The organism is Streptomyces sp. NPDC036813, from assembly GCF_055609245.1.
The window spans coordinates 25,515-48,883 of sequence record NZ_JBVJPV010000026.1; the positions used below are offsets into that span (position 1 = coordinate 25,515).

The 23,369-nt window shown below is 70.9% G+C and carries 19 protein-coding genes; 18 read left to right on the plus strand and 1 reads right to left on the minus strand.

Annotation, left to right across the window (positions count from 1 at the left end; translation table 11 throughout):
* Positions 1-136 precede the first annotated feature (136 nt).
* The 12 genes from ACZ67Q_RS36645 to ACZ67Q_RS36700 all read left to right on the plus strand — a co-directional run bounded on the left by ACZ67Q_RS36645 (position 137) and on the right by ACZ67Q_RS36700 (position 15,572).
* Positions 137-262, plus strand: a complete 126-nt coding sequence (locus ACZ67Q_RS36645) for a hypothetical protein (RefSeq protein WP_471191045.1) — start codon at positions 137-139, stop codon at positions 260-262.
* A 14-nt stretch (positions 263-276) separates the two neighbouring features.
* Positions 277-759: a universal stress protein gene (locus ACZ67Q_RS36650; RefSeq protein WP_471191048.1), complete on the plus strand. Its 483-nt coding sequence runs from the start codon at positions 277-279 to the stop codon at positions 757-759.
* A 763-nt stretch (positions 760-1,522) separates the two neighbouring features.
* Positions 1,523-2,977, plus strand: a complete 1,455-nt coding sequence (locus ACZ67Q_RS36655) for a glycoside hydrolase family 30 protein (protein WP_471191051.1) — start codon at positions 1,523-1,525, stop codon at positions 2,975-2,977.
* A 208-nt stretch (positions 2,978-3,185) separates the two neighbouring features.
* Entirely contained in the window at positions 3,186-5,162 is a 1,977-nt protein-coding gene (locus tag ACZ67Q_RS36660) for an alpha-glucuronidase (RefSeq protein ID WP_471191054.1), read from the plus strand.
* Positions 5,163-5,597: 435 nt separating this feature from the next.
* A complete protein-coding gene (locus ACZ67Q_RS36665) occupies positions 5,598-6,599 on the plus strand; it encodes an acetylxylan esterase (protein WP_471191057.1) in 1,002 nt (333 codons plus the stop codon).
* 128 nt (positions 6,600-6,727) lie between these two features.
* Positions 6,728-7,786, plus strand: coding sequence for a LacI family DNA-binding transcriptional regulator (locus tag ACZ67Q_RS36670; protein ID WP_471191060.1), 1,059 nt, complete (start codon positions 6,728-6,730; stop codon positions 7,784-7,786).
* 125 nt (positions 7,787-7,911) lie between these two features.
* Positions 7,912-9,246, plus strand: a complete 1,335-nt coding sequence (locus ACZ67Q_RS36675) for an extracellular solute-binding protein (protein ID WP_471191063.1) — start codon at positions 7,912-7,914, stop codon at positions 9,244-9,246.
* Positions 9,247-9,252: 6 nt separating this feature from the next.
* The gene (locus tag ACZ67Q_RS36680) at positions 9,253-10,242 is read left to right on the plus strand and encodes a carbohydrate ABC transporter permease (RefSeq protein ID WP_471191066.1); all 990 of its coding nucleotides are present in this window, start codon (positions 9,253-9,255) and stop codon (positions 10,240-10,242) included.
* Positions 10,239-11,084: a carbohydrate ABC transporter permease gene (locus tag ACZ67Q_RS36685; protein ID WP_471191069.1), complete on the plus strand. Its 846-nt coding sequence runs from the start codon at positions 10,239-10,241 to the stop codon at positions 11,082-11,084. The genes ACZ67Q_RS36680 and ACZ67Q_RS36685 overlap by 4 nt, the downstream gene beginning before the upstream one ends.
* A 52-nt stretch (positions 11,085-11,136) precedes the next feature.
* A complete protein-coding gene (locus ACZ67Q_RS36690) occupies positions 11,137-13,359 on the plus strand; it encodes a beta-xylosidase/alpha-l-arabinosidase (protein ID WP_471191072.1) in 2,223 nt (740 codons plus the stop codon).
* A 64-nt stretch (positions 13,360-13,423) separates the two neighbouring features.
* On the plus strand, positions 13,424-14,509 hold the full coding sequence (locus ACZ67Q_RS36695; RefSeq protein ID WP_471191074.1) for an endo-1,4-beta-xylanase: 1,086 nt from the start codon (positions 13,424-13,426) through the stop codon (positions 14,507-14,509).
* A gap of 1 nt (position 14,510) precedes the next feature.
* On the plus strand, positions 14,511-15,572 hold the full coding sequence (locus ACZ67Q_RS36700; RefSeq protein WP_471191077.1) for a glycoside hydrolase family 62 protein: 1,062 nt from the start codon (positions 14,511-14,513) through the stop codon (positions 15,570-15,572).
* Positions 15,573-15,680: 108 nt separating this feature from the next.
* Here ACZ67Q_RS36700 and ACZ67Q_RS36705 read toward each other — a convergent pair whose 3' ends face one another.
* The gene (locus ACZ67Q_RS36705; RefSeq protein WP_471191080.1) at positions 15,681-16,304 is read right to left on the minus strand and encodes a TetR/AcrR family transcriptional regulator; all 624 of its coding nucleotides are present in this window, start codon (positions 16,302-16,304) and stop codon (positions 15,681-15,683) included.
* 100 nt (positions 16,305-16,404) lie between these two features.
* On the opposite strand from ACZ67Q_RS36705, the gene ACZ67Q_RS36710 reads away from it, so the two are divergent.
* The 6 genes from ACZ67Q_RS36710 (at position 16,405) to hypF (ending at position 23,367) form a co-directional block, all read left to right on the plus strand.
* Positions 16,405-16,848 carry a nuclear transport factor 2 family protein gene (locus tag ACZ67Q_RS36710; protein WP_471191083.1) on the plus strand — a complete coding sequence of 148 codons (444 nt, stop codon included), beginning with the start codon at positions 16,405-16,407 and terminating at the stop codon, positions 16,846-16,848.
* Between the two features lie 663 nt (positions 16,849-17,511).
* A complete protein-coding gene (locus tag ACZ67Q_RS36715) occupies positions 17,512-17,880 on the plus strand; it encodes a low affinity iron permease family protein (RefSeq protein WP_471191086.1) in 369 nt (122 codons plus the stop codon).
* A gap of 66 nt (positions 17,881-17,946) precedes the next feature.
* On the plus strand, positions 17,947-19,656 hold the full coding sequence (locus ACZ67Q_RS36720; protein WP_471191089.1) for an enoyl-CoA hydratase-related protein: 1,710 nt from the start codon (positions 17,947-17,949) through the stop codon (positions 19,654-19,656).
* Positions 19,653-20,231 (plus strand): hydrogenase maturation protease, encoded by a 579-nt coding sequence (locus ACZ67Q_RS36725; protein ID WP_471191092.1) that lies wholly within the window; start codon positions 19,653-19,655, stop codon positions 20,229-20,231. The genes ACZ67Q_RS36720 and ACZ67Q_RS36725 overlap by 4 nt, the downstream gene beginning before the upstream one ends.
* Before the next feature lie 59 nt (positions 20,232-20,290).
* A complete protein-coding gene (hypB, locus tag ACZ67Q_RS36730) occupies positions 20,291-21,016 on the plus strand; it encodes a hydrogenase nickel incorporation protein HypB (RefSeq protein ID WP_471191095.1) in 726 nt (241 codons plus the stop codon).
* The gene (hypF, locus tag ACZ67Q_RS36735) at positions 21,013-23,367 is read left to right on the plus strand and encodes a carbamoyltransferase HypF (RefSeq protein ID WP_471191098.1); all 2,355 of its coding nucleotides are present in this window, start codon (positions 21,013-21,015) and stop codon (positions 23,365-23,367) included. The genes hypB and hypF overlap by 4 nt, the downstream gene beginning before the upstream one ends.
* Positions 23,368-23,369 lie beyond the last annotated feature (2 nt).

Consider the following 23,369-nt stretch of genomic DNA (forward strand, 5'->3'; position numbering starts at 1 on the left):
ACACTCATTCCGCTCGTGGTCATGTTGCCCGCGCCGGCGGCTGCGGTCGGCACGCTGCGCGAGACGTTGTGCGCCGTCGTGTGGGTGGTCCTGGTCATCACCGCACTACCGGCATACCGGCCGCTTCCCTCCTTCGGTGACCAGGTTGGAGGAAGACCCGCTGGTGGGCGGGGAGATCTACGCGGCGGTGGCCTCGCCCTGCGGTGCGCGTCTGCTCATGAGGGACGACATCACCGCGCTGGTGGCCCGTAGGGCCAACTGAAAGGAAGGCATTCCATGACGCAGCCCACCGGCCATGCACCCGTCGTGGTGGGAACCGATGGCTCAGGAGCTTCCGAATTCGCCATGCGCTTCGCCCTGCATGAGGCACAGCTGCGCAGTACCAGCGTGCGTGCCGTGTGCGCATACGATTTCACCGTCACCAGGGCGACTGTGTCCGGCTGGCTGACCGTGCCGGATTCCTACGATCTGGACACGCAGATACGGGACGCCACCTACGAGTCCATTGCACACACGGTGGAAGAGGCCAGGCAGGAGTTGGGCGGCTCTCCCGTCGAGGTGGAGATCAAGGTGGAGCCGGGTCGTCCCGCGCAGGTCCTGCTGGAGGCGAGCGCGGACGCCTGCCTTCTGGTCGTGGGCAGCAGAGGCTCTGGAGCGTGGGGACGCCTCACCCTGGGTTCCACCAGCACCGAGGTCGTGCATCACGCACACCTCCCAGTCGTCGTCGTGCCGTCCAGGACACAAGCGGAACCAGCCTGACGCACGTCGATGGCGCGCCTGGTCAGGGACCGGCATGTCGAACTGCTGTCGCAGCGAGCGAAGGCTCACGTCCAGCATGTTCTTACCGCCATCGCGGCCCACCTCGAACGGTCCCGCAGCGCTGCGGCGTCCTGCCGCAGCTGCCCCTCATACCGGCCTTGGCTGTCGTGGATGATCGCGGACGCGTTCACCGGCTCGAGCTCGGGCGGCTGGGTGCTGTCGGCGCCGTCCGCGGCCGGCTGTGACAGGTTCTGGCCCTTCCGGCAGGAGCCCGCTCCCGGGAGGGGCGCGCGGTGAGGGCGGGCCGCGGCTGGAGAAGGGCTGCGGTGTCGGCGCCCACCCCCGCCCGTCCCGCCCGTGGCGTCGCGGTCCACGGCGCCGACGGTGAGCACGGCCGGGGCGCACCCCGGGGGAACTGATGGGGCCATGGTGCGGGCCGTTGTGCGGAGGCGATGGCGAAGATGTCTGTGCGGCCGCGGCCATCGGGTCGGTGTAGTCGCGGTCGGGCTCCAGGGCCGGCGCCTTGCCGCTTGCCTCTCCTGGTCCATCGAGGCCCCCTTTTTTTTTGCGTCAGCGCGCACATCCTGTCCGCCGGGCTGTCCGTCGGGCAAGGGCATTCCCGGCCTCGGGTCGAATTTGTTAAGCGCCTTGACAGATTGCTCGCCGCTGGCGACCGTACCTGGAGCACGACGCACACGTACCGGCCAACCGCACCGCATGCACCTCTGGGACCACAGGTCCACCGGACTACGGGAGCACATGGATGCCGTCGAAGCTCACACCCCGCCGCCTCACCCTGCTCGCCTCCGCCCTGACGCTGGCCTCGGCCGCGCTCACCTTGGCCGGCCCCCCGGCAAGCGCCGGCACCGCGCCCGGAAGCATCGACTTCTCGGCACGAAACCAGCGCATCGACGGCTTCGGCGTCTCGCAGGCCTTCCAGCGCGCCGCCGTCATCCACGGCCTGAAGGGCCTGTCTGCCGAGAAGGGCGACGAGATCGTCAAGCTGCTCTTCTCACGGGAGAACGGCGCGGGCCTGAGCATGCTGCGCCTCGGCGTCGGCTCGTCCACGGACGAGGTGTACGACCACATGCGGACCATCGCCCCGAACGCGCCCGCGAGCCCCGACGATCCGCTGACGTACACCTGGGACGGAAACGACGGCGGTCAGGTCTGGCTCGCCAAGGAGGCCCGGAAGTACGGGGTGAAGCGGTTCATCGCGGATGCGTGGAGCGCCCCCGCGTACATGAAGGACAACAACTCCGACTCGAACGGCGGCACCCTGTGCGGAGTCGTCGGCACCGACTGTGCAACCGGCGACTGGCGCACCGCCTACGGCAAGTACCTCGCCCAGTACGTGAAGTTCTACAAGCAGGAGGGCATCCGCATCACCGACCTGAACTTCACCAACGAGCCCGACTGGAAAGCGTCGTACGCCTCCATGCTCTTCACCCCCGCACAGGCCGCCGATGCGGTCAAGGCGATCGGCCCGGTGCTGCGCGCCGAGGCCCCCGGCACCAAGCTGTACTGCTGCGACAGCTTCGGCTGGAACCAGGGGAAGGCGTACGCGGCCGCCATCGCGGCCGACCCGGCCGCCGAGAAGGAGGTGGCCGCGTACAGCGCACACGGCTATGCCTCCGCCGCCACCAGCCCGCTGATCGACAGTGCCAAGCCGGCGTGGATGTCGGAGTGGGCCGGCAGCGGCGTCTGGCCGAGCAAGTGGGACGACGGCACGAACGCGGCCGGACTGTACGTGGCCGAGAACATCCACAACGCCCTCGCCCAGGCTGACGCCTCCGCCTACCTCTTCTGGCTCGGCGCCTCGATCGGCGACACCGGCGCGCTCATCCGTATGGACGGAGACAGCTACATGGTCTCCACACGGCTGCGGGCGATGACCGCGTTCAGCCGGTTCATCCGTCCCGGCGCAGTGCGCGTGAATGCCTCCTCCGGCGACGAGGCGGTGCTCGCGTCGGCGTACCGGAACACGGACGGGACAGGCGTGGCCGTCCTCATCAACACCGGTACCCAGTCCACGACGACGGACATGGCTCTGAAGGCCGCGAAGGGACAGCGGGTGACCGGATACGTCACAGACGGCGATCACGACACGACGGCGGTGGAGGGACTCGCACAGGTCGCACACGGACACCTGACGGCGAAGCTCCCGGCCCGCTCGGTCGTCACCGTGGTCCTGGATCGGGGCCCGCCCCAGGGCTGACACCACTCCGCATGGAGATACGACCGTGTCGGTGCAGGGCGTCGCGGGCCGGCCCCACTGCTGCACCCCGCACCGCCGAACTTGCGGTGCAGCACCGTCCTCGCCTTCGACGCCGTACGTACCGGAAGGATCCGCCCGACATGACCAGCAGCAAGCCCGGAGCCGTCGAGGGCGCCCTCGGCATCATGACCCTTCAGGTGGCGGCGTCATGACCACCGACGGAATCGACCCCGCCTGGTTGCCCGACGAGGCACTGCGCGGCGTGGGGACACGGCGGGTGTGCGTGCGTGGCGAAGGCATGCTCGTCGACACCGTACGGGCCGAAGTCGGCCGTGCCGGCCGGGTGTTCGGTGGCACCGATGACGCGGATGAGGGGGCGTGCGACCTGCTGCTGAAGGTGGCCGCCGACGGTGACCAAGGTCCCGAGGGGTTCACGCTGACACGGACCGCGCGGAACACCACCGTCACCGCCGCCGCCCCGGCCGGGCTCCTTTACGGCTTCTTCCATGTCGTACGGATCGGCGAGGCCGCGTTCACGGCAGGCCCCGACGAGATCCACCGCCCCGCTCTCACCCTGCGCATGCTGGACCACTGGGACAACGTCGACGTGCACCCCGTGATGGGGCAGGTCGAACGAGGCTATGCAGGCGGCTCGCTGTTCTGGCGGGACGGACGGGCGCGAGGTGACATCTCCAGGATCCGCGCATACGCAAGGCTGCTCGCCTCCTGCGGCATCAACGCGCTCGCGGTCAACAACGTCAACGTCCACGCGACCGAGACCCGCCTGCTCACTGAACGGTTCGACGAAGTGGCCGCCATCGCGGAGGCGTTGCGGCCGTACGGCATCCGAACCCACCTCTCGGTGAACTTCGCCGCACCCCTCCTGCTCGGCGATCTCGACTCCGCCGATCCGCTCGACGAGGGTGTGCGTGCGTGGTGGCGCGCGGCGGCCGACCGGGTCTACGCGCGGGTCCCCGACTTCGGTGGCTTCGTCGTCAAGGCCGATTCGGAGGGGCAGCCGGGCCCGTTCGCCTACGGGCGCAGCCACGCCGACGGCGCGAACCTCCTGGCCGACGCGCTCGCCCCGCACGGCGGCACCGTCCACTGGCGGGCCTTCGTCTATGACCACCGACAGGACTGGCGCGACCGCTCGACGGACCGGGCACGCGCCGCGTACGACCATTTCGCCCCGCTGGACGGCCAGTTCGCGGACAACGTCATCCTTCAGGTCAAGCACGGGCCGATGGACTTCCAGGTACGCGAACCCGTCTCGCCCGTGATCGGCGCCCTGTCCCGCACCCGCGTCGCCGTCGAGTTGCAGGTCACCCAGGAGTACACGGGCCAGCAGCGGCACGTGTGCGCGCTCGCGCCGATGTGGTCCGAGGCACTCGCCTTCCGGCCGGAGGGGGAGGGCGGCCCCACCGTCGGCCAACTGGCTGCCGGCGGCGGACTGGTGGCGGTGGCGAACGTCGGTGACGACCCCTTCTGGACCGGCCACCCCCTTGCCCAGGCCAACCTCTACACCTATGGCCGCCTCGCCTGGGATCCGATGGCTGATCCATATCAACTTCTGGAAGAGTGGACGGAGTTGACGTTCACGCCGGATCGCACGGGGGACCCCGAGCGGTTGCGCTCGGGGCTGCGGGCGGTGCTGCACGGTTCCTGGGCCACGTACGAGAAGTACACTGCGCCCCTCGGCGTCGGCTTCATGGTGCAGCCCGGACACCACTACGGGCCGTGCGTCGACGGCTACGAGTACAGCCCTTGGGGGACGTACCACTTCGCCGACCGCGACGGCATCGGCGTCGACCGCAGCCGGGCCACCGGCACTGGATACGCGGCGCAGTACGCGAAGCCGTGGGCGGACACGTACGAGCGGGTGGAGAGCTGCCCCGACGAGCTGCTGCTCTTCTTCCACCATGTGCCGTACAGCCATGTGCTGCACAGCGGCAAGACCGTCGTGCAGCACATCTACGACACCCATTTCGAGGGAGTCGAGGAGGTCGAGGCCGCCCGCGAGGCCTGGGCCGCGCTCGCCGGTCTGGTCACGCCCGCCCGGCACACCCGGGTGACCGAGTTGTACGAGGAGCAGCTGCGCTGCGCCCGCGAATGGCGGGACCAGATCAACAGCTACTTCCTGCGCAAGTCCGGGGTGCCGGACGCGCACGGCAGGCGAATCCACTGAAGCCTCGGCTACCGCAGTTGAAGGAGGTGCGACGCCCAGCGGGGCGAGTCGTAAGTGAGAAGGCAGAGCGGGCGTATGCCGTCCCGCGTGACCCGGTGTGCGGTCTCGACGGGGCGTGTGCGACAACGGGCCGCCGAGCCCGTGTCGGTCGAGGACCCGGCGCGCCACCTCGTCCGGGCCGCCTCGTCCAGGCGGGTCGCCACGTACCAGGCTGCCGGCCGGCGAGTCACCGCCGCGCAAACAGCGCGGCACCCCCGAAGCCCGCCGCTCCAGCCCGCCGAAACGACGCACCCCGTGCGCATCCGCGACCAGCGTGACCAAGGACTCTTGAGAATTTTTCCGGTAACGTCGCCGCAACCCAGAGCCGCACCCGAACCGCCGGCAATGGGTGCCGCGCGTGAGGGAGTTGGCTCCCCAGACCCGTGTGAGGTGTCCGTGCCCGCCGTCGATCTGTCTCTCGATCAGCTCAAACGTCACCGCCCACCCCTCGACGAACCCGCCGACTTCGACACCTTCTGGCAGACCACCCTGAAAGGCGCCGAGCATCCGCAGCCGGTCGTCAGCGCCGAAAGGATCGACAGCGGGCTGCGGCTCGTCGAGACATGGGACGTCACGTTCCGCGGATTCGCCGGCGACCCGGTCAGAGCCTGGTACACGCGGCCTGCCGGCACGGACGGTCGGCTCTTGCCCGCCGTCGCGGAGTTCGCCGGGTACGGGCGCGGACGCGGCCTCCCGCACGAGCGGCTCACCTGGGCGAACGCCGGATACGCACATCTGCTCATGGACAACCGCGGACAGGGCGACCAGTACGGCAACGGCGGTGCCACCCCCGACCCGCACGCGAGCGCGCCCGGTGGCCCCGGCGCCATCGTGCGCGGCATCCTCGACCCGCACGACCACCACTACCGGCGGCTGATCACCGACGCGGTGTGCGCCGTCGCCGCGCTGCGCGTGCTGCCCGGAGTCGCCGCGGACCGGGTCGCCGCCGTCGGCAACAGTCAGGGTGGGGGAGTGGCCCTCGCCGTCGCCGGACTCGTCCCGGACCTGGCGGCCGTGCTGGTCAGCGCGCCGCTGCTGTGTGGCATCCGGCGCGCCCTGGACCTCACCGACGACGGGCCCTACGGAGAGGTCGCCGCCTATCTGGCCGTGCACCGGGGCGCCGAGAAGGCCGCGTACCGGACGCTGGCGTACGTCGAGGGGATCTCCTTCGCTCGCCGGGCGTACGCTCCCGCCCACTTCGGGGTCGGCCTGCGCGACACGGTCTGCCCGCCCAGTGGCGCGTACGCCGCATACCACCGCTACGGCGAGCTGACCGGGCAGGATCCCGCGCGGGAGATCCACGCGTATCCGTTCAATGGGCACGAGCACGGGGACGCCACGCATACGCGGCGGCAACTTGCCTGGCTGCACTCGGTGCTGGACGGCGGGCAGGCGTAGGTTCGAGCTCCCACGTTCGACGGGCCGGACGGACGCTGCCGCGACGGTGAGCAGGTCGGTGGCATGTTCTACGCTTTCCGGAAGATGTGCGGAAACTTTCCGGACGCAGCGCTACGGAGGTGGGGACGGTGGCCCGGGACGGCACCCAGCGCAGGACAGCCACGCGGAGCTCGGACGGGCCGGCCAAGGTGACGATCACCGAGATCGCGCGGGAGGCCGGGGTCTCCGTGCCGACCGTCTCGCGGGTCGTCAACGGACGTTCGGACGTGTCGCCGGCCACCCGGGCGAGGGTCGAGGACCTGCTGCACCGGCACGGCTACCGGCGCCGCCCGCCCGCGCCCGGGGCCCGGGCGGTCCTGCTCGACCTGGTCTTCAACGACCTGGACAGCCCCTGGGCCGTGGAGATCATCCGCGGGGTCGAAGAGGTCACGCACGAGTCGGGTGTGGGGACGGTGGTCTCCGCGATCCACAACCGGGCGGGCGCGGCCCGGCAGTGGATGACGAATCTACGAGCCCGCGCGTCCGACGGAGTGATTCTGGTGACCTCCGTCCTGGAACCGACACTCCACGACGAACTGCGGCGTCTGGGCGTGCCGCTGGTGGTGATCGACCCGGCCGGCTCGCCCGCGTCGGAGGAACCGACCATCGGCGCCACCAACTGGGCGGGCGGCATGGCCGCGACCGAACACCTGCTGGGTCTCGGACACCGCAGGATCGGCTTCATCGAGGGTCCGTCCCGCCTGATGTGCTCACGGGCCAGGCTCGACGGCTACCGGGCCGCGCTCGACGTCGCCGGAGTACCGGTCGACGGCGAGCTGATCGTGCCCGGCGACTTCTACCACGAGTCCGGGTTCACCGGCTGCAACCAGCTGCTCGCCCTGGACGACCCGCCGACCGCCGTGTTCGCGGCCAGTGATCAGATGGCGCTCGGCGCGATGGAGGCACTGCGCCGCCGAGGCCTGCGTGTGCCCGAGGACATGAGCGTCGTCGGTTTCGACGATCTGCCGGAGATGCGCTGGGCGTCGCCGCCTCTGACGACGGTCCGCCAGCCGCTGTCCGACATGGGCAAGCTGGCGGCACGGGTCGTACTGGACCTGGCCCGGTCCGTCGTACCCGCGTCACCACGCGTGGAAGTCGCCACCGAGCTGGTGGTCCGCGCGAGTACCGCGCCGCCGCGCCGGGCGTAGCGGAGGAAGACACTCCGGGGGTGTTGACGGGCCTTTTTGTTAAGGCCGTTGACACCCCCGACGCGTGCCCGTAACTTTCGTGGCCATGTCCCGATAGTTTCGGACCCACTTCCGGAAGGTGCGCCATGTCAACCTTCGACAGAGCCGCTGCAATCGCCTCCAGCGCCGCGTCATCTGCCTTCTCCCGTCGCAGGTTCCTGGGGACCGCGACAGCGGTGGGCCTGGGCGCGGCCGGTCTGTCCGCCTGCTCCGACTCCGACTCCGGCACCACCGACAGCAAGGGCCGTACCGTCGTGGAGTGGTGGAACATCCAGACCACCGAGCCCTCCAAGAGCGTCTGGCCCGAGCGGGCCAAGGCGTTCGAGGCCGAGCACCCCGACGTGCACATCAAGCTCGTCACGCTGGAGAACGATGCCTACAAGTCGAAGATGACGGCGCTGACCAGTTCCGGAAAGCTTCCGGACATCTACCACACGTGGGGTGGCGGCGTTCTGAAGCAGCAGATCGACGCCGGCCTCGTCGAGGACCTCACCGACACCGTCAAGCCCATGGCCGGCACCCTCGTCGGGGTCTCCGCAAAGGCCTACGAGTTCGACGGCAAGTCCTACGCGATGCCCTTCGACATCGGCGGCGTCGGCTTCTGGTACAACAAGGCGCTCTTCAAGCAGGCCGGCATCACGTCCCCGCCCGCCACCTGGGATGACTACCTGGATGCCGTGAAGAAGCTGCAGAGCGCCGGGATCACGCCCATCGCCCTGGCGGGCAAGGAGAAGTGGCCGGGCATGTACTTCTGGGCCTACCTGGCGATGCGCATCGCCGGTGTCGACGGCATGCAGAAGGCCGCCGACACCAAGGACTTCACCGGCGACGACTTCGTCAAGGCCGGAGAACGCCTCAAGGAGCTCATCGCCCTGCAGCCGTTCCAGAAGGGCTTCCTCGGCGCCGCGTACTCCACGCCCAACGGCGAGGCCGCGGCCATGGGCAACGGCAAGGCCGCGATGGAGCTGATGGGCCAGTGGGCGCCCGTCGTGCAGGCCGACGCGGGCAAGGGCATCGGCAAGGACCTCGGGTTCTTCACCTTCCCGACCGTGGCGGGAGGCAAGGGCGCCGCCACCGACATCTTCGGCGGAGGCGGCGGCTACGCCGTGCGCAAGGGCGCGCCCAAGGCGGCCGTCGACTTCCTGAAGTTCTTCCTGTCGGCCGAATCCGACAAGATCCTTGTGTCCAAGGGCTCGATGATGCCCGTCGTGAAGGACGCCACCGGCTCCCTCACCGACCCCAACCTCAAGCTCGTCTCCGCCGCCCTGGACAAGGCGACCGGCTTCCAGCTCTACCTCGACCAGGCGTACCCGCCCGCCGTGGGCCAGGAGATCAACGACTCGGTCGCCGCCCTCATCGCCGGCGCCAAGTCCCCCGAGCAAGTGGCGCGTTCCATCACGCAGGTCGCCAAGAGCCAGTAGCCCACGATGACCTCGACCCAGATCAACGACGCGCCGCCCGCTCTCGCCAAGGAACCGGCGGCCCCGGCGCAGAACCGGCGCCCGCTGGTGCGGCGGGTCCGGGACTGGCTGACCGCCTTCTCGTTCACGGTGCCGGCCCTCGTTCTGTTCGCCCTGTTCGTCCTCACGCCCATCCTCTACGCGTTCTACGTCAGCTTCTTCAACTGGGGTGGATTCGGAGCGCCGTCGGACTTCGCCGGCACCGACAACTACACCCGCTTGTTCGACGACCCGGTCTTCCTCGGCGACCTGTGGCGCGGCCTGCTCCTGGTCGTGTTCTCCGTCGGCCTGCAGCTTCCGTTCGCGCTCGCCATGGCCGTCCTGCTCAACCAGAAGCTGCGTGGCCGTGCCGTCTACCGGATGCTGTTCTTCGCCCCGTACGTCCTGTCCGAGGTCATCACCGGCGTCCTGTTCTCCATGATCTTCGCGCCGGACGACGGACTCGCCGACAAGGTGCTCGGCTCGATCGGCCTCGACAGCCTCGGCGGTCTCTGGTTCGCCGACCAGGACTGGGTGCTGCCCACCCTCTTCCTCGTCATGATGTGGAAGTACTTCGGCTTCCACATGATGCTGTACCTGGCCGGCCTGCAGGGCATCCCCGCCGAACTGCACGAGGCGGCCCGGATCGACGGCGCAGGTCCCTGGCAGCGCTTCCGCAACATCACCCTGCCGCTGCTCGGACCGACCATCCGCATCAGCGTCTTCCTGTCCGTGATCGGCGCCATCCAGCTCTTCGACCTGGTGTGGGTCACCACCCAGGGCGGCCCCGACCACAACTCCGAGACGATGGCCGTCACCCTCTTCCAGTTCGGCTTCAAGCGCTACCAGATCGGCTACGCCAGCGCGATCAGCATCGCCATGTTCCTCATCAGCCTCGTCTTCGCCCTCGCCTACCAGCGGCTCGTGCTGCGCCGTGACACCGAAGGAGCCCTCACCACCATGCGAGGCAACCGATGAGCGGCCTGACACCCGCAGCCCGCCGGCGGCTGCGCTCCACACCGCTGTACGTCATCGTGTGGCTGGTCGGCGTGGTCATGGTCACCCCGCTCCTGTACGCGCTGGTGTCCGGCTTCAAGTCCACCGACCAGCTCTCCCAGAACGCCTTCGGGCTGCCCTCGCCCTGGGTCGTGTCCAACTACACGGACATCCTGGCCGACAGCTCGTTCTGGCGGATGCTCGGCTCGTCCACACTGGTCGCCGTCGGCACCACGGTCCTCACCGTCGGCGCCTCCGCGCTCGCGGCGTTCGCGCTTGCCCGATTCGCTTTCAAGGGAAGGGAGTTGATGTTCACTCTCTTCACCATCGGGCTGATGTTCCCGTTCGCCGTGGCGATCCTGCCCTTGTTCATCCTGCTGCGCACCTTCGGGCTGCTCGACAACCCGTGGGGCGTGATCCTGCCGCAGGCCGCGTTCGGTCTGCCCATGACCATCGTCATCCTGCGCGGCTTCTTCCGGGAGATCCCCGGCGAACTGGAGGAGGCCGCCACGCTCGACGGCTGCTCTCCGTTCGGCTTCTTCTGGCGGATCCTGCTGCCGATGGCGCGGCCCGCGCTCGGCACCGTCTCCGTCCTCGCCATCGTCGGCAGCTGGAACAACTTCCTGCTCCCGCTGCTCGTCTTCAGCGAACCCACCTGGTGGACGATCCCCGTGGGCGTCCAGCAGTTCCAAGGCCAGTACGCCGCCGACATCGCCCGCGTCTTCGCGTACCTCGTCCTGGCCATGGTGCCCGCGCTCGGCTTCTACGCGGTGGCCGAACGGCAGTTGATCGGCGGCATCACGATGGGCGCGACCAAGGGCTGACAGCGCCCTCACCCGTCAACATCCCTACCTTCCAGTGAGCTTGAGGAGTTCCATGGTCGAGCCATGGCAGGACACCACCCTGCCCGCGCACACCCGGGCGGCGGACCTGCTCGCCCGTATGACCACCGAGGAGAAGACCGCCCAGCTGTCCAGCGTATGGATCGGCGCCGACACCGAAGGCGCCGACGTCGCCCCCGGCCAGCACACCTACGCCTCCCGCAGCGCCGCCCTCGACGCGCTGCTCCCGTACGGGCTCGGCCACCTCACCCGGCCGTTCGGCACCGTGCCCGTCGAACCGGCCGAGGGTGCGGCCCGCCTCGCGGAGCTGCAGCGCACCATCCGCGCGGGCAACCGTTTCGCCCTGCCTGCCATCGCCCACGAGGAGTGCCTGACCGGCTTCACCGCCTGGCAGGCCACCGTCTTCCCGACGCCGCTCGCCTGGGGCGCCACCTTCGACCCCGCGCTGATCATGGAAATGGCCCAGGCCATCGGTACGTCGATGCGCGCGGTCGGCATCCATCAGGGACTCGCCCCGGTCCTCGACGTCGTACGCGACGCCCGCTGGGGCCGCACCGAGGAATCCATCGGCGAGGACCCGTACCTGGTCGGCACCATCGGCACCGCATACGTACGGGGACTTGAGGCCGCGGGTGTCGTCGCCACACTGAAGCACTTCGCCGCATACTCGGCCTCGCGCGCCGCGCGCAACCACGCCCCCGCCTCGATCGGCCCGCGTGAGCTCGCCGATGTGATCCTGCCGCCGTTCGAGATGGCGGTGCGCGAGGGCGGTGCCCGCTCCGTGATGCCCGCCTACAACGACATCGACGGCCTGCCCGCCCACGCCCACGCCGGCCTGCTCACCCAACTCCTGCGTGATCAGTGGGGGTTCGCGGGGACCGTGGTCTCGGACTACTACGGCGTCTCACTGCTCGACGAGGCCCACCGCATCGCCGACGGCGAGGGCGCGGCGGCGCGCATCGCGCTGGCGGCCGGTGTCGACGTGGAACTGCCGGCGGCCCGCTGCTTCAGCCCGGCGGATCCGCTGCCCGAGGAACTGCTCGACCGGGCGGTGCTGCGCGTCCTCACCCAGAAGTGCGAACTGGGGCTGCTCGACGCCGACTGGGAACCGGTCACGGGCGACACGCCCGTCGACCTGAACCCCCCGCACATGCGAGAGCTGGCGCAGAAGGTGGCCGAGGAGTCGGTCGTCCTGCTCGCCAACGACTCCGGGGTGCTGCCGCTGAGCGACGGGCTGCGCATCGCGCTCCTCGGTCCGCTCGCCGACGAGCAGGCGGCCATGCTCGGCTGCTACACCTTCCCCCGGCATGTGGGCGTCCACCACCCCGACCTGCCGACCGGCGTCGAGGTGCCCACGCTCGCCGAGGCGCTCCGAGCCGAACTGCCGGGCACCGTCCTCGGCGAGGACCCGGCTGCCGCCGATGTCTGCGTCGTTGTCGTCGGCGACCGCTCGGGTCTGTTCGGACGCGGCTCGTCGGGTGAGGGATGCGACGCCGAGGACCTGGAACTGCCGTACGGGCAGGGAGAGCTGCTGGACGAGGCGATGGCCTCCGGCGTGCCGGTCGTCATCGTCGTGCTCAGCGGCAGGCCGTATGCGCTCGGCCGCTGGGCCGACCGGGCAGCAGCGGTCGTCCAGGCGTTCTTCCCCGGGCAGGAGGGCGGCACCGCCGTCGCGGGTGCCCTGTCCGGGCGCGTCGACCCGTCCGGGCGCCTGCCCATCGGGGTGCCCCGCACGCCCGGCGGCCAGCCCGCCCCGTACCTGGCCCCGCCGCTCGGCCGGCACGGCTTCCCCAGCACCGTGGACCCGACCCCCCTGTACCCGTTCGGCCACGGCCTGTCCTACACGACGTTCGCCTGGGACGCGCCCCGGTGCGACACCCCCGAACTGCCCACAGACGGCGAGACCACCCTGCGCCTCACCGTCCGCAACACCGGCAGTCGGCCCGGCACCGAGGTCGTCCAGCTCTACCTCCACGACCCCGTCGGTACCGTCGCCCGGCCCGAGGTCCGGCTGGTCGGCTACGCCCGCGTCACGCTCGATGCCGGAGCGTCGGCCGAAGTGCACGCAACCTTCCCAGCCGACCTCGCCGCGTACACCGGCGCCGACGGCCGCCGCGTCGTCGAACCCGGCGCCCTCGAGCTGCGGGTCGCCGCGTCCAGCGAACACGTCCACCACACCGTGCCGCTCACCCTCACGGGTCCGGTGCGCGAGGTCGGCCACGACCGCAGGATGCGCTGCGAGCTCCGCGTCAAGTGACCCCACGGAGCAGCCCCGCGCCAGGCAACCCCGCTACCCCTTACCTGAGTTGAGGAGAGGCACCATGAGCACACCCGCACGCCGTTTGCGCTTCGGATCCGCCGCGCTCGCCGCGTCGGCCGCCCTGCTGCTCGGCCTCGCCGTCGCCCCGGCCGCCCAGGCCGGCACCGACGGCGCGAAGAAGACGAAGACGCTGCACGAGCTCGCCCGTGAGACCGGGCGCTATTTCGGCTCCGCCGTCGACAACCCGGAGCTCGCCGACACCGAGTTCGCCGATCTGCTCGGCAAGGAGTTCGGTCAGACGACGCCCGGCAACGGCATGAAGTGGTACGCCACCGAACCGCAGCGCGGCGTCTTCGACTACACCGCGGGCGACGAGATCGTGAACTACGCGAAAGCCGAGCGCCTCAAGGTGCGCGGTCACACCCTGCTGTGGCACAACCAGCTGCCGAGCTGGCTCACCTCCGGCACCTGGACCAAGGACGAACTGCGTTCGATCCTCAAGAACCACATCACGAACGTCGTGAAGCACTACCGCGGCAAGGTCTTCGCCTGGGACGTCGCCAACGAGATCATGAACGAGGACGGCACGTACCGCCAGAACATCTTCTACAAGACCATCGGCCCGTCCTACATCGCCGACGCCCTGCGCTGGGCCCGCGCCGCCGACCCCGGCGTCAAGCTCTACCTGAACGACTACAACGTCGAGGCCATCGGACCCAAGTCGGACGCCTACTACGCGCTCATCAAGCAGCTCAAGGCCGATGGCGTCCCGATCGACGGCTTCGGCATGCAGGCCCACCTCGCGCTCCAGTACGGATTTCCCGACCGGCTCCAGCAGAACATCCAGCGGTTCGCCGACCTCGGTGTCGACGTCGCCATCACCGAGCTCGACATCCGCATGATCCTGCCTTCCGACCCGGCCAAGCTGGCCGAGCAGGCCGACTGGTACGGGAAGGTGACCGACGCCTGCCTGGCCGTGCGGCGCTGCGTCGGCATCACGGTGTGGGGCTACACCGACCGGCACTCGTGGATCCCGTCGGTCTTCCAGGGCGAGGGCGCCGCACTGCCGTGGGACGAGAACCTGCGGCACAAGCCGGCGTACGACGCGATCCACGACGCCCTCGCCGCGGCCGCGCAGGAGGACTGAGATGCGTATCCGCACACGCCTGTCCAGTGTCGCGGCGGCGGTGGCCGCCCTGGTCGCCGTGCTCGGTACGGCGCCCGCCGCCACGGCCGACGGACAAGGGCGGCTCACCAGCACCTTCCAGTGGTCGTCGACGGGCCCGCTGATCGCCCCTCAGCCGGACGCCTCGCACCCCGTCGTCTCCGTGAAGGACCCGTCGGTCGTCCGCTACAAGGGAACGTGGCACGTCTTCGCCACGACCGCCGACACCTCCGGCGGCTGGAGCCTCGTCCAGACAAGCTTCGACGACTGGTCGAAGGCCGGGGCGGCGCACCAGACCCCGCTGGACACCACGGCGATCGGCAAGGGCTACCGCGCGGCGCCGCAGGCCTTCTACTTCGCTCCGCAGAAGAAGTGGTACCTCGTGTACCAGACGGGCCTGCCGTCGTACTCGACGACGAAGAACATCGACGACCCCACCTCCTGGAGCGCTCCGAAGAACTTCCAGGACTCCATGCCACAGGTCATCAAGGACAACATCGGCAACGGTTACTGGGTCGACTTCTGGACCGTCTGCGACGAGGAGAAGTGCTATCTCTTCTCCTCCGACGACAACGGACACCTGTACCGCTCGGAGACCACGGTCAAGGACTTCCCGAACGGGTTCGGCAACACGAAGATCGTCCTTCAGGACAGCAAGTTCTCGCTCTTCGAGGCGAGCAACGTCTACAAGATCAAGGGCACGGCCGATCAGTATCTTCTGCTCGTCGAGGCCATCGGCAACGACGGGCGACGCTACTTCCGCTCATGGACGGCGCATGGACTCGACGGTCAATGGACACCGCTGGCCGACACGGAGGCCAACCCCTTCGCACGGTCCACCAATGTGACCTTCGGGGACGGGACGGCGTGGTCCAAGGACATCAGCCACGGTGAGATGGTCCGCGACGGCATCGACCAGACCATGGAGATCGACCCGTGCCGGCTTCAGTTCCTGTACCAGGGGCTGGATCCGGCGGCGTCCGGGGCCTACTCACAACTTCCCTACAGGCTCGGTCTGCTGACGCAGACGAACAGCAACTGCTGACGCCACTCACCGGCCGGGGCGAGGCGTGAGTCCGGGGACGCACCCCCGCCACTCCGCCTCGCGCCAGCGCGCCCAGCAACGTCGCGGCGGGGGAGGACATCCGCCATCTCACCCGTGCGCAGGAAGTCGTCCCGGGCTCCCGGCGCCCGCCTTCAGACCGTCGCGGACGACCGCTCGGGCACGCTTCGCGGACTCCGGGTGGCCGTCCAGGTGCTCCAGCATGCGGCAGGTGCCTACCAGGATCGCCGTCAGCTCCGGTACCTCCAGGTCCCGTCGCACCACACCAGCCTGCTGGGCCCCGTCGAGGAGCGCGGTGAGCGCCTCGCGCAGGGCACGCCCGGCCTCAGAGGTGGCGGCCCGCACATCGACTCCCGCGTCCGCGAGCGCCGCAGCGAAGGCATTCTTGACCGGAGACTGATCCAGTACCAGGTCGAAGAACGCGAAGAGAGCGGACGCCGGCCCGGTCTCGGCCATCAGGCGTCGCCCCTCCTCGGCCAGCCGTTCCAATCGCCGGACGAGCACCGCTTCGAGCAGTGCTTCCTTGGTGGGGAAATGCCTGAACACGGTGGCGATGCCGACCTTCGCCTCCCGGGCGATCTCCTCCGTCGACGCGCCGATGCCCCGCTCGGTGAAGACCGCCTCAGCGACCTCCAGCAGCCGCGCGCGGTTGCGCCGTGCGTCGGCGCGCAGGGGCTTCGCACCTGGGGCGGGGGGAGTCTGGTCTGTCGTCAAGTGGTCCTCATCATGCCTGGACAAACGGAGTCGCGTATCCGTATCGTCGGAACCGGAGTCGCCTATCCGATTATAGGCGGCGGGACTGCGGAGGTCAGCCATGTCTGCACCAGCTACTCCCCGCGAGGTCTTCGGGCAGTTGACGGGTCTCATCTCGGCGGGCAAGTGGAGCGAACTCCCCGCGCTCTACGCGGAGGACGCCGAGGTGGAGATCGTCTTCTCGCCGGTGCCCCCGCGCCGTATCCACGGCCGGGCGGAGCTCCGTAAGCGCTTCGACGCCCTGGAGGCCTCTGACGCGATTCGCCTGCGTACCGAGAACATCCGCATCCACGAGACCGACGACCCCGAAGTGGTGATCGCCGAGTTCGACTACGAGGGCCTGTACCCCGCCACTGGCCGCACCTTCCGCACAGCCAATATCCAGGTCCTGCGCGTCAGGGACGGCCTGATCACCGAGACCCGCGACTACCACGACCATCTCGCCTTCGCCGCGGCGGACGGACGTGCGAGCCAGTTGCTCGCAGCGCTCGATCAGCAAGGGTGACTGGTACATCAGGTCCTCCCTGTACGCCGGGCGCCGCGGCACTCTGGAACGTTCGGCCCTCGCCGCGGCCGTACGAGCGAGCCCGGACTACGCGACCGGTGACCCGGTGGGACTGCCCAGGGCACTGACAGGGCACCTGGGCGCGTGCACGGTCAGGCGGTGGTCTGGCCGTGTCCGTGCCGGTCACTCACGCCGAGCGGTGATCGGCGTGGTGCGGGCGTCCTCGCCCGCCGGCGCCGTATGCCGAAGCCGGCGGTGAGGCCGTGCACGTCCCGCTCGGTCTACGGGTTGTGGCAAGGCGAAGCCCGGCAGCAGCCGCGCGTGGTCGGCGACGGTGAGCTGGGCGTCCGGTGCACGCGGCGTGGACCTCGATCTCCTTGCACGGGCGCTCGCCGACACGGACCACGGCACGGAGACGGCGGCCGAGTTCCGCCGGCTGCTCGCCCCCGGCGACGGTGACCTCCGCCGCGCAGCCGCCCTGCTCCGCCATCCCGACATGCCGGCCCCCGTGACCGAGCTGCACCACCGGCGGCCCCGCGGCCGCCTCACCTTCGGGTCGGCCCTCCATCCCCCTTCGGGCGTGCCGCAGCCGTCCGGGCCGCGCGCCGGAGCCCCACCCCTCAGGCCGTGCGCCGGGGGCCCGCCGCGGGGAAAGACTCGGGCATGACCTTCAAGAACCCCGTGCACCGTGGCGGCTCCCGCCGCGGCCGGTTCGAACAGTTCGCCGAGTACGCCTCGAACTTCACCAGCTCCCCGGCGTTTTTCCTCTTCTGCCTGCTGCTCATCGGCTTCTTCGTCGCCGCCCACGCCGCCCACCTGTCACTCGAGCTGCGGCTGCTCTCGGGCGAGGCCATGACGGCGGTCACACTCCTGCTGCTGGCCCTGCTGAAGAACGCCGAGATGCGTGCCGAGCACGCCGTCCAGCGCAAGCTCGACGCGATCGCCGCGGCCCTGCTGGAGGCGCACCGGGAGGAGCGGGGCCAGGCGTTCGAGGACCTGCGCCATGCCATCCGGATGGAGGAAGAGACCTGACCGAGGCCGGAGAAACGCCGACGCGGTTCTTCACTGCCCCCCGAAGAGGGACGAGCATGCCGTGTCATGGACATCTTGCTCGTCGCGAGCGCGTTCAACAGTCTCTCCCAGCGTCTGTACGCCGAACTGTCGGACCACGGGCACCAGGTCGACGTCGTCCTGGCCGCGCACGGCCCCGACCCGGTCCGGGCAGCCGTGCGCGAGCTGCACCCGGATCTGATCGTCGCGCCGATGCTCAAGACCGCGCTGCCCGAGGACGTATGGCGGGAACACACCTGTCTGATCGTCCACCCCGGCCCGCCCGGCGACCGCGGCCCCTCATCGCTGGACTGGGCCGTCTCCGGCCGGGCGGAGCGGTGGGGCGTGACCGTGCTCCAGGCCGAGGCGGTCATGGACGCGGGCCCGATCTGGGCGGCCGAGCCGTTCCCCGTCCCGCCCGTCGGCAAGAGCGACCTGTACCGCAACGAGGCGTCCGACGCCGCCGTCACCGCCGTACTGACGGCCGTACGGCGCTACGGCGAAGGCGGGCACAAGCCGCTGGCGCAGACCGACGAGTCGGTCACCGTCGTCCGGCGCGACGTCATCCGGCAGGAACGGCGGCGGATCGACTGGGAGAGGGACGACACCGAGACGGTCCTGCGCATGCTCCGCAGCGCCGACTCCCAGCCCGGCGTCCTGGACGAACTCCTCGGTCACGAGGTGTTCCTGCACGGCGGCCACCCCGAAGACCGGTTGCGCGGCCGCCCAGGCACCCTGCTGGCCCAGCGCGCGGGCGCCGTCTGCCGCGCCACCCGCGACGGCGCCGTCTGGATCCCGGAACTGCGCCCCCGCAAGAACTCCGGCGACCCCACGCCCTTCCGCCGGCCGGCCGCCGACGTGCTCGCCTCCTGGCAAGCCGGTCCCGGGCTTCCCGAGGACCCCGCCCCGCTGGAACTGCCGCCCGAGCGGCGCACCTGGACCGACATCCGCTACCGGCAGCAGGGTGACGTCGGCTTCCTCGCCTTCTCCTTCCCGGGCGGCGCGATGAGCACCGCCCAGTGCCGCCGACTGCTCGCCGCCTACCGGGAGGCGCTCAGCCGGCCCACCCGCGTCCTCGTCCTCGGCGGGCCGCGGGACTTCTTCTCCAACGGCATCCACCTCAACGTCATCGAGGCGGCCCCCGACCCGGCCCAGGAGTCCTGGACCAACCTCAACGCAATGGACGACCTGGTCGAGGCCGTGCTGCGCACCACCGACCGGCTGGTGGTGGCCGCGCTCGCCGGCAACGCCGCGGCCGGCGGCGCCATGCTCGCCCTCGCCGCCGACCAGGTGTGGTGCCGCACCGGCGTCGTCCTCAATCCGCACTACCGCCGAATGGGCCTGTACGGCTCTGAGTTCTGGACCTACACCCTGCCGCGCCGCGTCGGCACGGAGCGGGCCGGCCGGCTGACGGACGAGGCGCTGCCGGTCAGCTCGGCGACCGCCCGGCGGATCGGGCTCGTGGACCGGCTGGTACCCGCCACACCCCAGGACTTCGCGGCCGAGGTCGCTCGGCTGGCCACCGACCTCGCCGCCACCGCCGACCTGGACCGCCTCCTCGCCGAGAAGGCTGCGGCCCGCACGGCCGACGAACGGCAGCGGCCCCTCGCCCGCTACCGGGAGGACGAACTGGCCCGCATGCACGCCCTCTTCTTCGACCCCGAGGCCCCCTACCACGCCCTGCGCTCCGCCTTCGTCCGCAAGACGCCGGGAGGCTCGCACCGGCCCCTCGCCCCGGCCGGCGGAGACCTCCGGTGACGCCGCGGCTACTGGTGGCCGGTGTGGGGAACATCTTCCTCGCCGACGACGCCTTCGGCCCCGAGGTGATCCGCGCCCTCGAAGACCGCCCCCTGCCGCCCGGGGTCCGGGTCCGCGACTACGGCATCCGCGGCATGGACCTCGCCTACGACCTGCTGTCCGGCTACGCGACCGCCGTCCTGGTCGACGCGGCCCCGCGCGGCCACCGCCCCGGCACCCTCTCCCTGATCGAGGCCGAACCCCCGGACGGCACCGTCCCGCCCGAGGCTCACGGCATGGACCCGGCGAAGGTGCTGGCCCTGGCCACCCACCTGGGCGACGAGCCACTGCCCCGGGTCCTCGTCCTGGCCTGCGAACCCGCCGTCCTGCCGAGCGACGACGACCTCCTGCCGGGACTCAGTGCGACGGTGCGCGAAGCAGTCGGCCGGGCCGTGGACGCTCTGCACGCGCTCCTGCCCGCACTGCTCGAGGATCCCGCCGCACCGCTGCCCCCGTTGGGCCGCCCGATGGAATCCGGGACCCCGCGCACGGCTGCGCTGCCCGGCACCGCGCCAGGCGGCGCCGAAGATCGATGAGACCCCGGGCCGCACGGAAGGCGGCCCGGACTCCGTCCCCTATGCGAGGAGCAGCGCCCATGTGCGGGTCCGACGTCAGACAGGCAGTCCTGGCGAAGAACGACGACCTGGCCGCGGCCCTGCGCGGCGAGCTCGCCCGACAGGGCGTGACCGTGGTCAACCTGCTGTCCAGTCCCGGCAGCGGCAAGACCGAACTGCTCGGCCGGGTGCTGGCCCGCGCGGTGGAGCAAGGCGTGCCGGTGGCCGCCCTCACCGCAGACCTGGCCACCGAGAACGACGCCACCCGGCTGGCCCGCTCCGGCGCCCCAGTCCAGCAACTGCTCACCGACGGCCTGTGCCACCTGGAGGCCCGCCAGGTCCGGGCCAGGCTCGAGGACTGGCTGCCGCCGGAGACCTCCGTCCTCTTCGTGGAGAACCTCGGCAACCTGGTCTGTCCGGCCTCCTACGACCTAGGAGAGACCCTGCGGATCGTGCTGATGGCCGTCACCGAGGGCGAGGACAAGCCGCTGAAGTACCCCACCGCGTTCGGCTCCGCCCATCTGGTCGTCATCACCAAGACCGACCTCGCCGGACCGGCCGGCTTCGACGAGAGCCTCTTCCACGAGAACGTGCGCCGGGTCAACCCGGGCGTGGAGATCGTACGAACCTGCGCCCGCACCGGCGCCGGCGTCGGCACCCTGCTGGAGCGTTCCCTCGCCGCCCGCGACGGCGCCCCGGCGCACCGGCCGCCCCTCGCGCCGCACCCGCACGGCCACCACCACACCCCGGCCGCACCCGTAGCATGACCGCCCCCGCAACCGGACTGGTCCGTCGTCGGCTCACCGTACGCGGCACCGTCCAGGGCGTCGGCTTCCGCCCGCACGTGCACCGCCTCGCCGCCGCGATCGGCCTGAGCGGCTTCGTCGGCAACACCGGCGACGGCGTGCTCATCGAAATCGAGGGCCCGGCGGACGAGGTGGACCGCTTCTGTGCGCTGCTGGCCGCTCAGCCGCCGCCCCTGGCCACCGTCACCGAGGTCGAAGGCGTCCCCCTGCCCGCCACTGGCGAGACCGGCCCGTTCACCATCCGCTCCACCGAGCGGGCCGCGGGACGCACCCAGCTCCCGCCCGACACCGCGACCTGCGCCGACTGCCTGCGCGAAGTGGCCGACCCCGGCGACCGCCGCCACCGTCACCCCTTCGCCACCTGCACCCACTGCGGCCCCCGCTTCACCATCGCCACCGGCATGCCCTACGACCGCGTGGCCACCACCATGGCCGGCTTCCCCATGTGCCCCTCCTGCGCCCACGAGTACGGTGACCCGGCCGACCGGCGCTTCCACGCCCAGCCCGTCGCCTGCCCCGACTGCGGCCCGCGCCTCGTACTCACCCGGGCCGAGGGCCTCGGGATCCGCTCGGCCCGGGACGCGGAGGCGCTCGCGACGGCACGGGCGCTGCTCGCCGCCGGGCGGATCGTCGCCGTCAAGGGCGTCGGCGGCTACCATCTGGCCTGCGACGCCACCGACCCCCGGGCGGTGGGTGCCCTGCGCGACCGCAAGGAGCGGGGGGAGAAGGCATTCGCGGTGATGTGCGCCGACCTGGCCACAGCCGAGCGGATCGCCCTCCTCTCCGACGCGGAACGCGCCGCCCTCACCTCCGCCCGCCGCCCCATCGTCCTTCTGCGCCGCCGCACACCCCCGGACGGCCTCCGCCTCGCCGATCAGGTCTGTCCGGGCAGCCCGTACATCGGCCTGCTGCTGCCCTACACCCCGGTGCACACCCTGCTGTTCGGACTTCCCGATGATCCCCCCGGCCCCCGGACGCTGGTCATGACCAGCGGCAACCGCTCCGGTGAGCCCATCGTCACCGACGACGCCGAGGCGCTGACCCGGCTGGCCGGACTCGCCGACGCCTGGCTCGGCCACGACCGGCCCATCGCCGCCTTCTGCGACGACTCCCTGCTCCGGGTCCGCCCCGACGGCACCGAACAGGTGCTGCGCCGCTCCCGCGGATACGTCCCCCGCCCACTGCGCCTGCCGCGCCCGGTGCGCCCCACGCTCGCCGTCGGCGGAGACCTCAAGAACGTGCCCTGCCTGGGCGAGGGCGAGCACGCCTGGCTCGGCCCGCACATCGGCGACATGGGCGAGCTGGCCACCTTGGAGGCCGCCGAGCGGGCCGAACGGCACTTGGCCGGCCTGACCGGCGTCACCCCGCGCCGGGTGGCGGCCGACCGGCACCCCGGCTACCACTCGGTACGGCGCGCCCGCGCCCGGGCCGCCGGACTGGGGCTGCCCGCACCGGTGCTCGTCCAGCACCACCACGCCCACATCGCCTCAGCGATGGCCGAGCACGGCCTCGACGGCACCACACCCGTGATCGGAGTCGCCTTCGACGGCACCGGTCACGGCGACGACGGCACGGTGTGGGGCGGGGAGGTCCTGCTCGCCGACTACAACCGATACCGGCGCTTCGCCCACCTGGTCCCTGCCCCCCTGCCGGGCGGGGACGCCGGCGTGGCCAACCCGTGCCGGCTGGCCCTGGCCCGGCTGTGGGCGGCGGGGCTGCCCTGGACACCCGGGCTGCCGAGCGTCACCGCCTGCTCGGACACCGAACGCGCGGTCCTGCGCCGGCAGCTGGAACGCCAGGTGGCCTGTGTGCCCACCTCCAGCATGGGGCGGCTCTTCGACGCGGTGTCCTCACTCGTGGGCGTGTGCCACCGGGCGGGCTACGAGGCGCAGGCCGCGGCGGAACTGGAGGCGGCCGCGCTGGAGGCCGGCGGCTCGGACACCGTGGCGTACCCCTTCGGCCTCAGTGGTGGGGACAGCCTCGGCTGCGACCCCGCGCCGATGCTGACGGCCCTCCTGCACGACCAGGCCCGCGGCACCCCCGTCCCGGTCCTCGCGGCCCGCTTCCACCGCGGAGTCGCGCGGGCCGTCACGGAGATCTGCCACCGCGCCCGCACCGCGACCGGCCTGGCCACCGTCGCCCTCACCGGAGGCGTCTTCGCCAACGCCCTGCTGGAGCAGGAGTGCGCCGTCCGGCTCACGCAGGACGGCTTCACGGTCCTGCGGCACGGCGAGGTCCCCCCGAACGACGGGGGACTGGCACTCGGCCAGCTGATGGTCGCCGGAACAGCCCACCACCACGAGACGGAGTGACC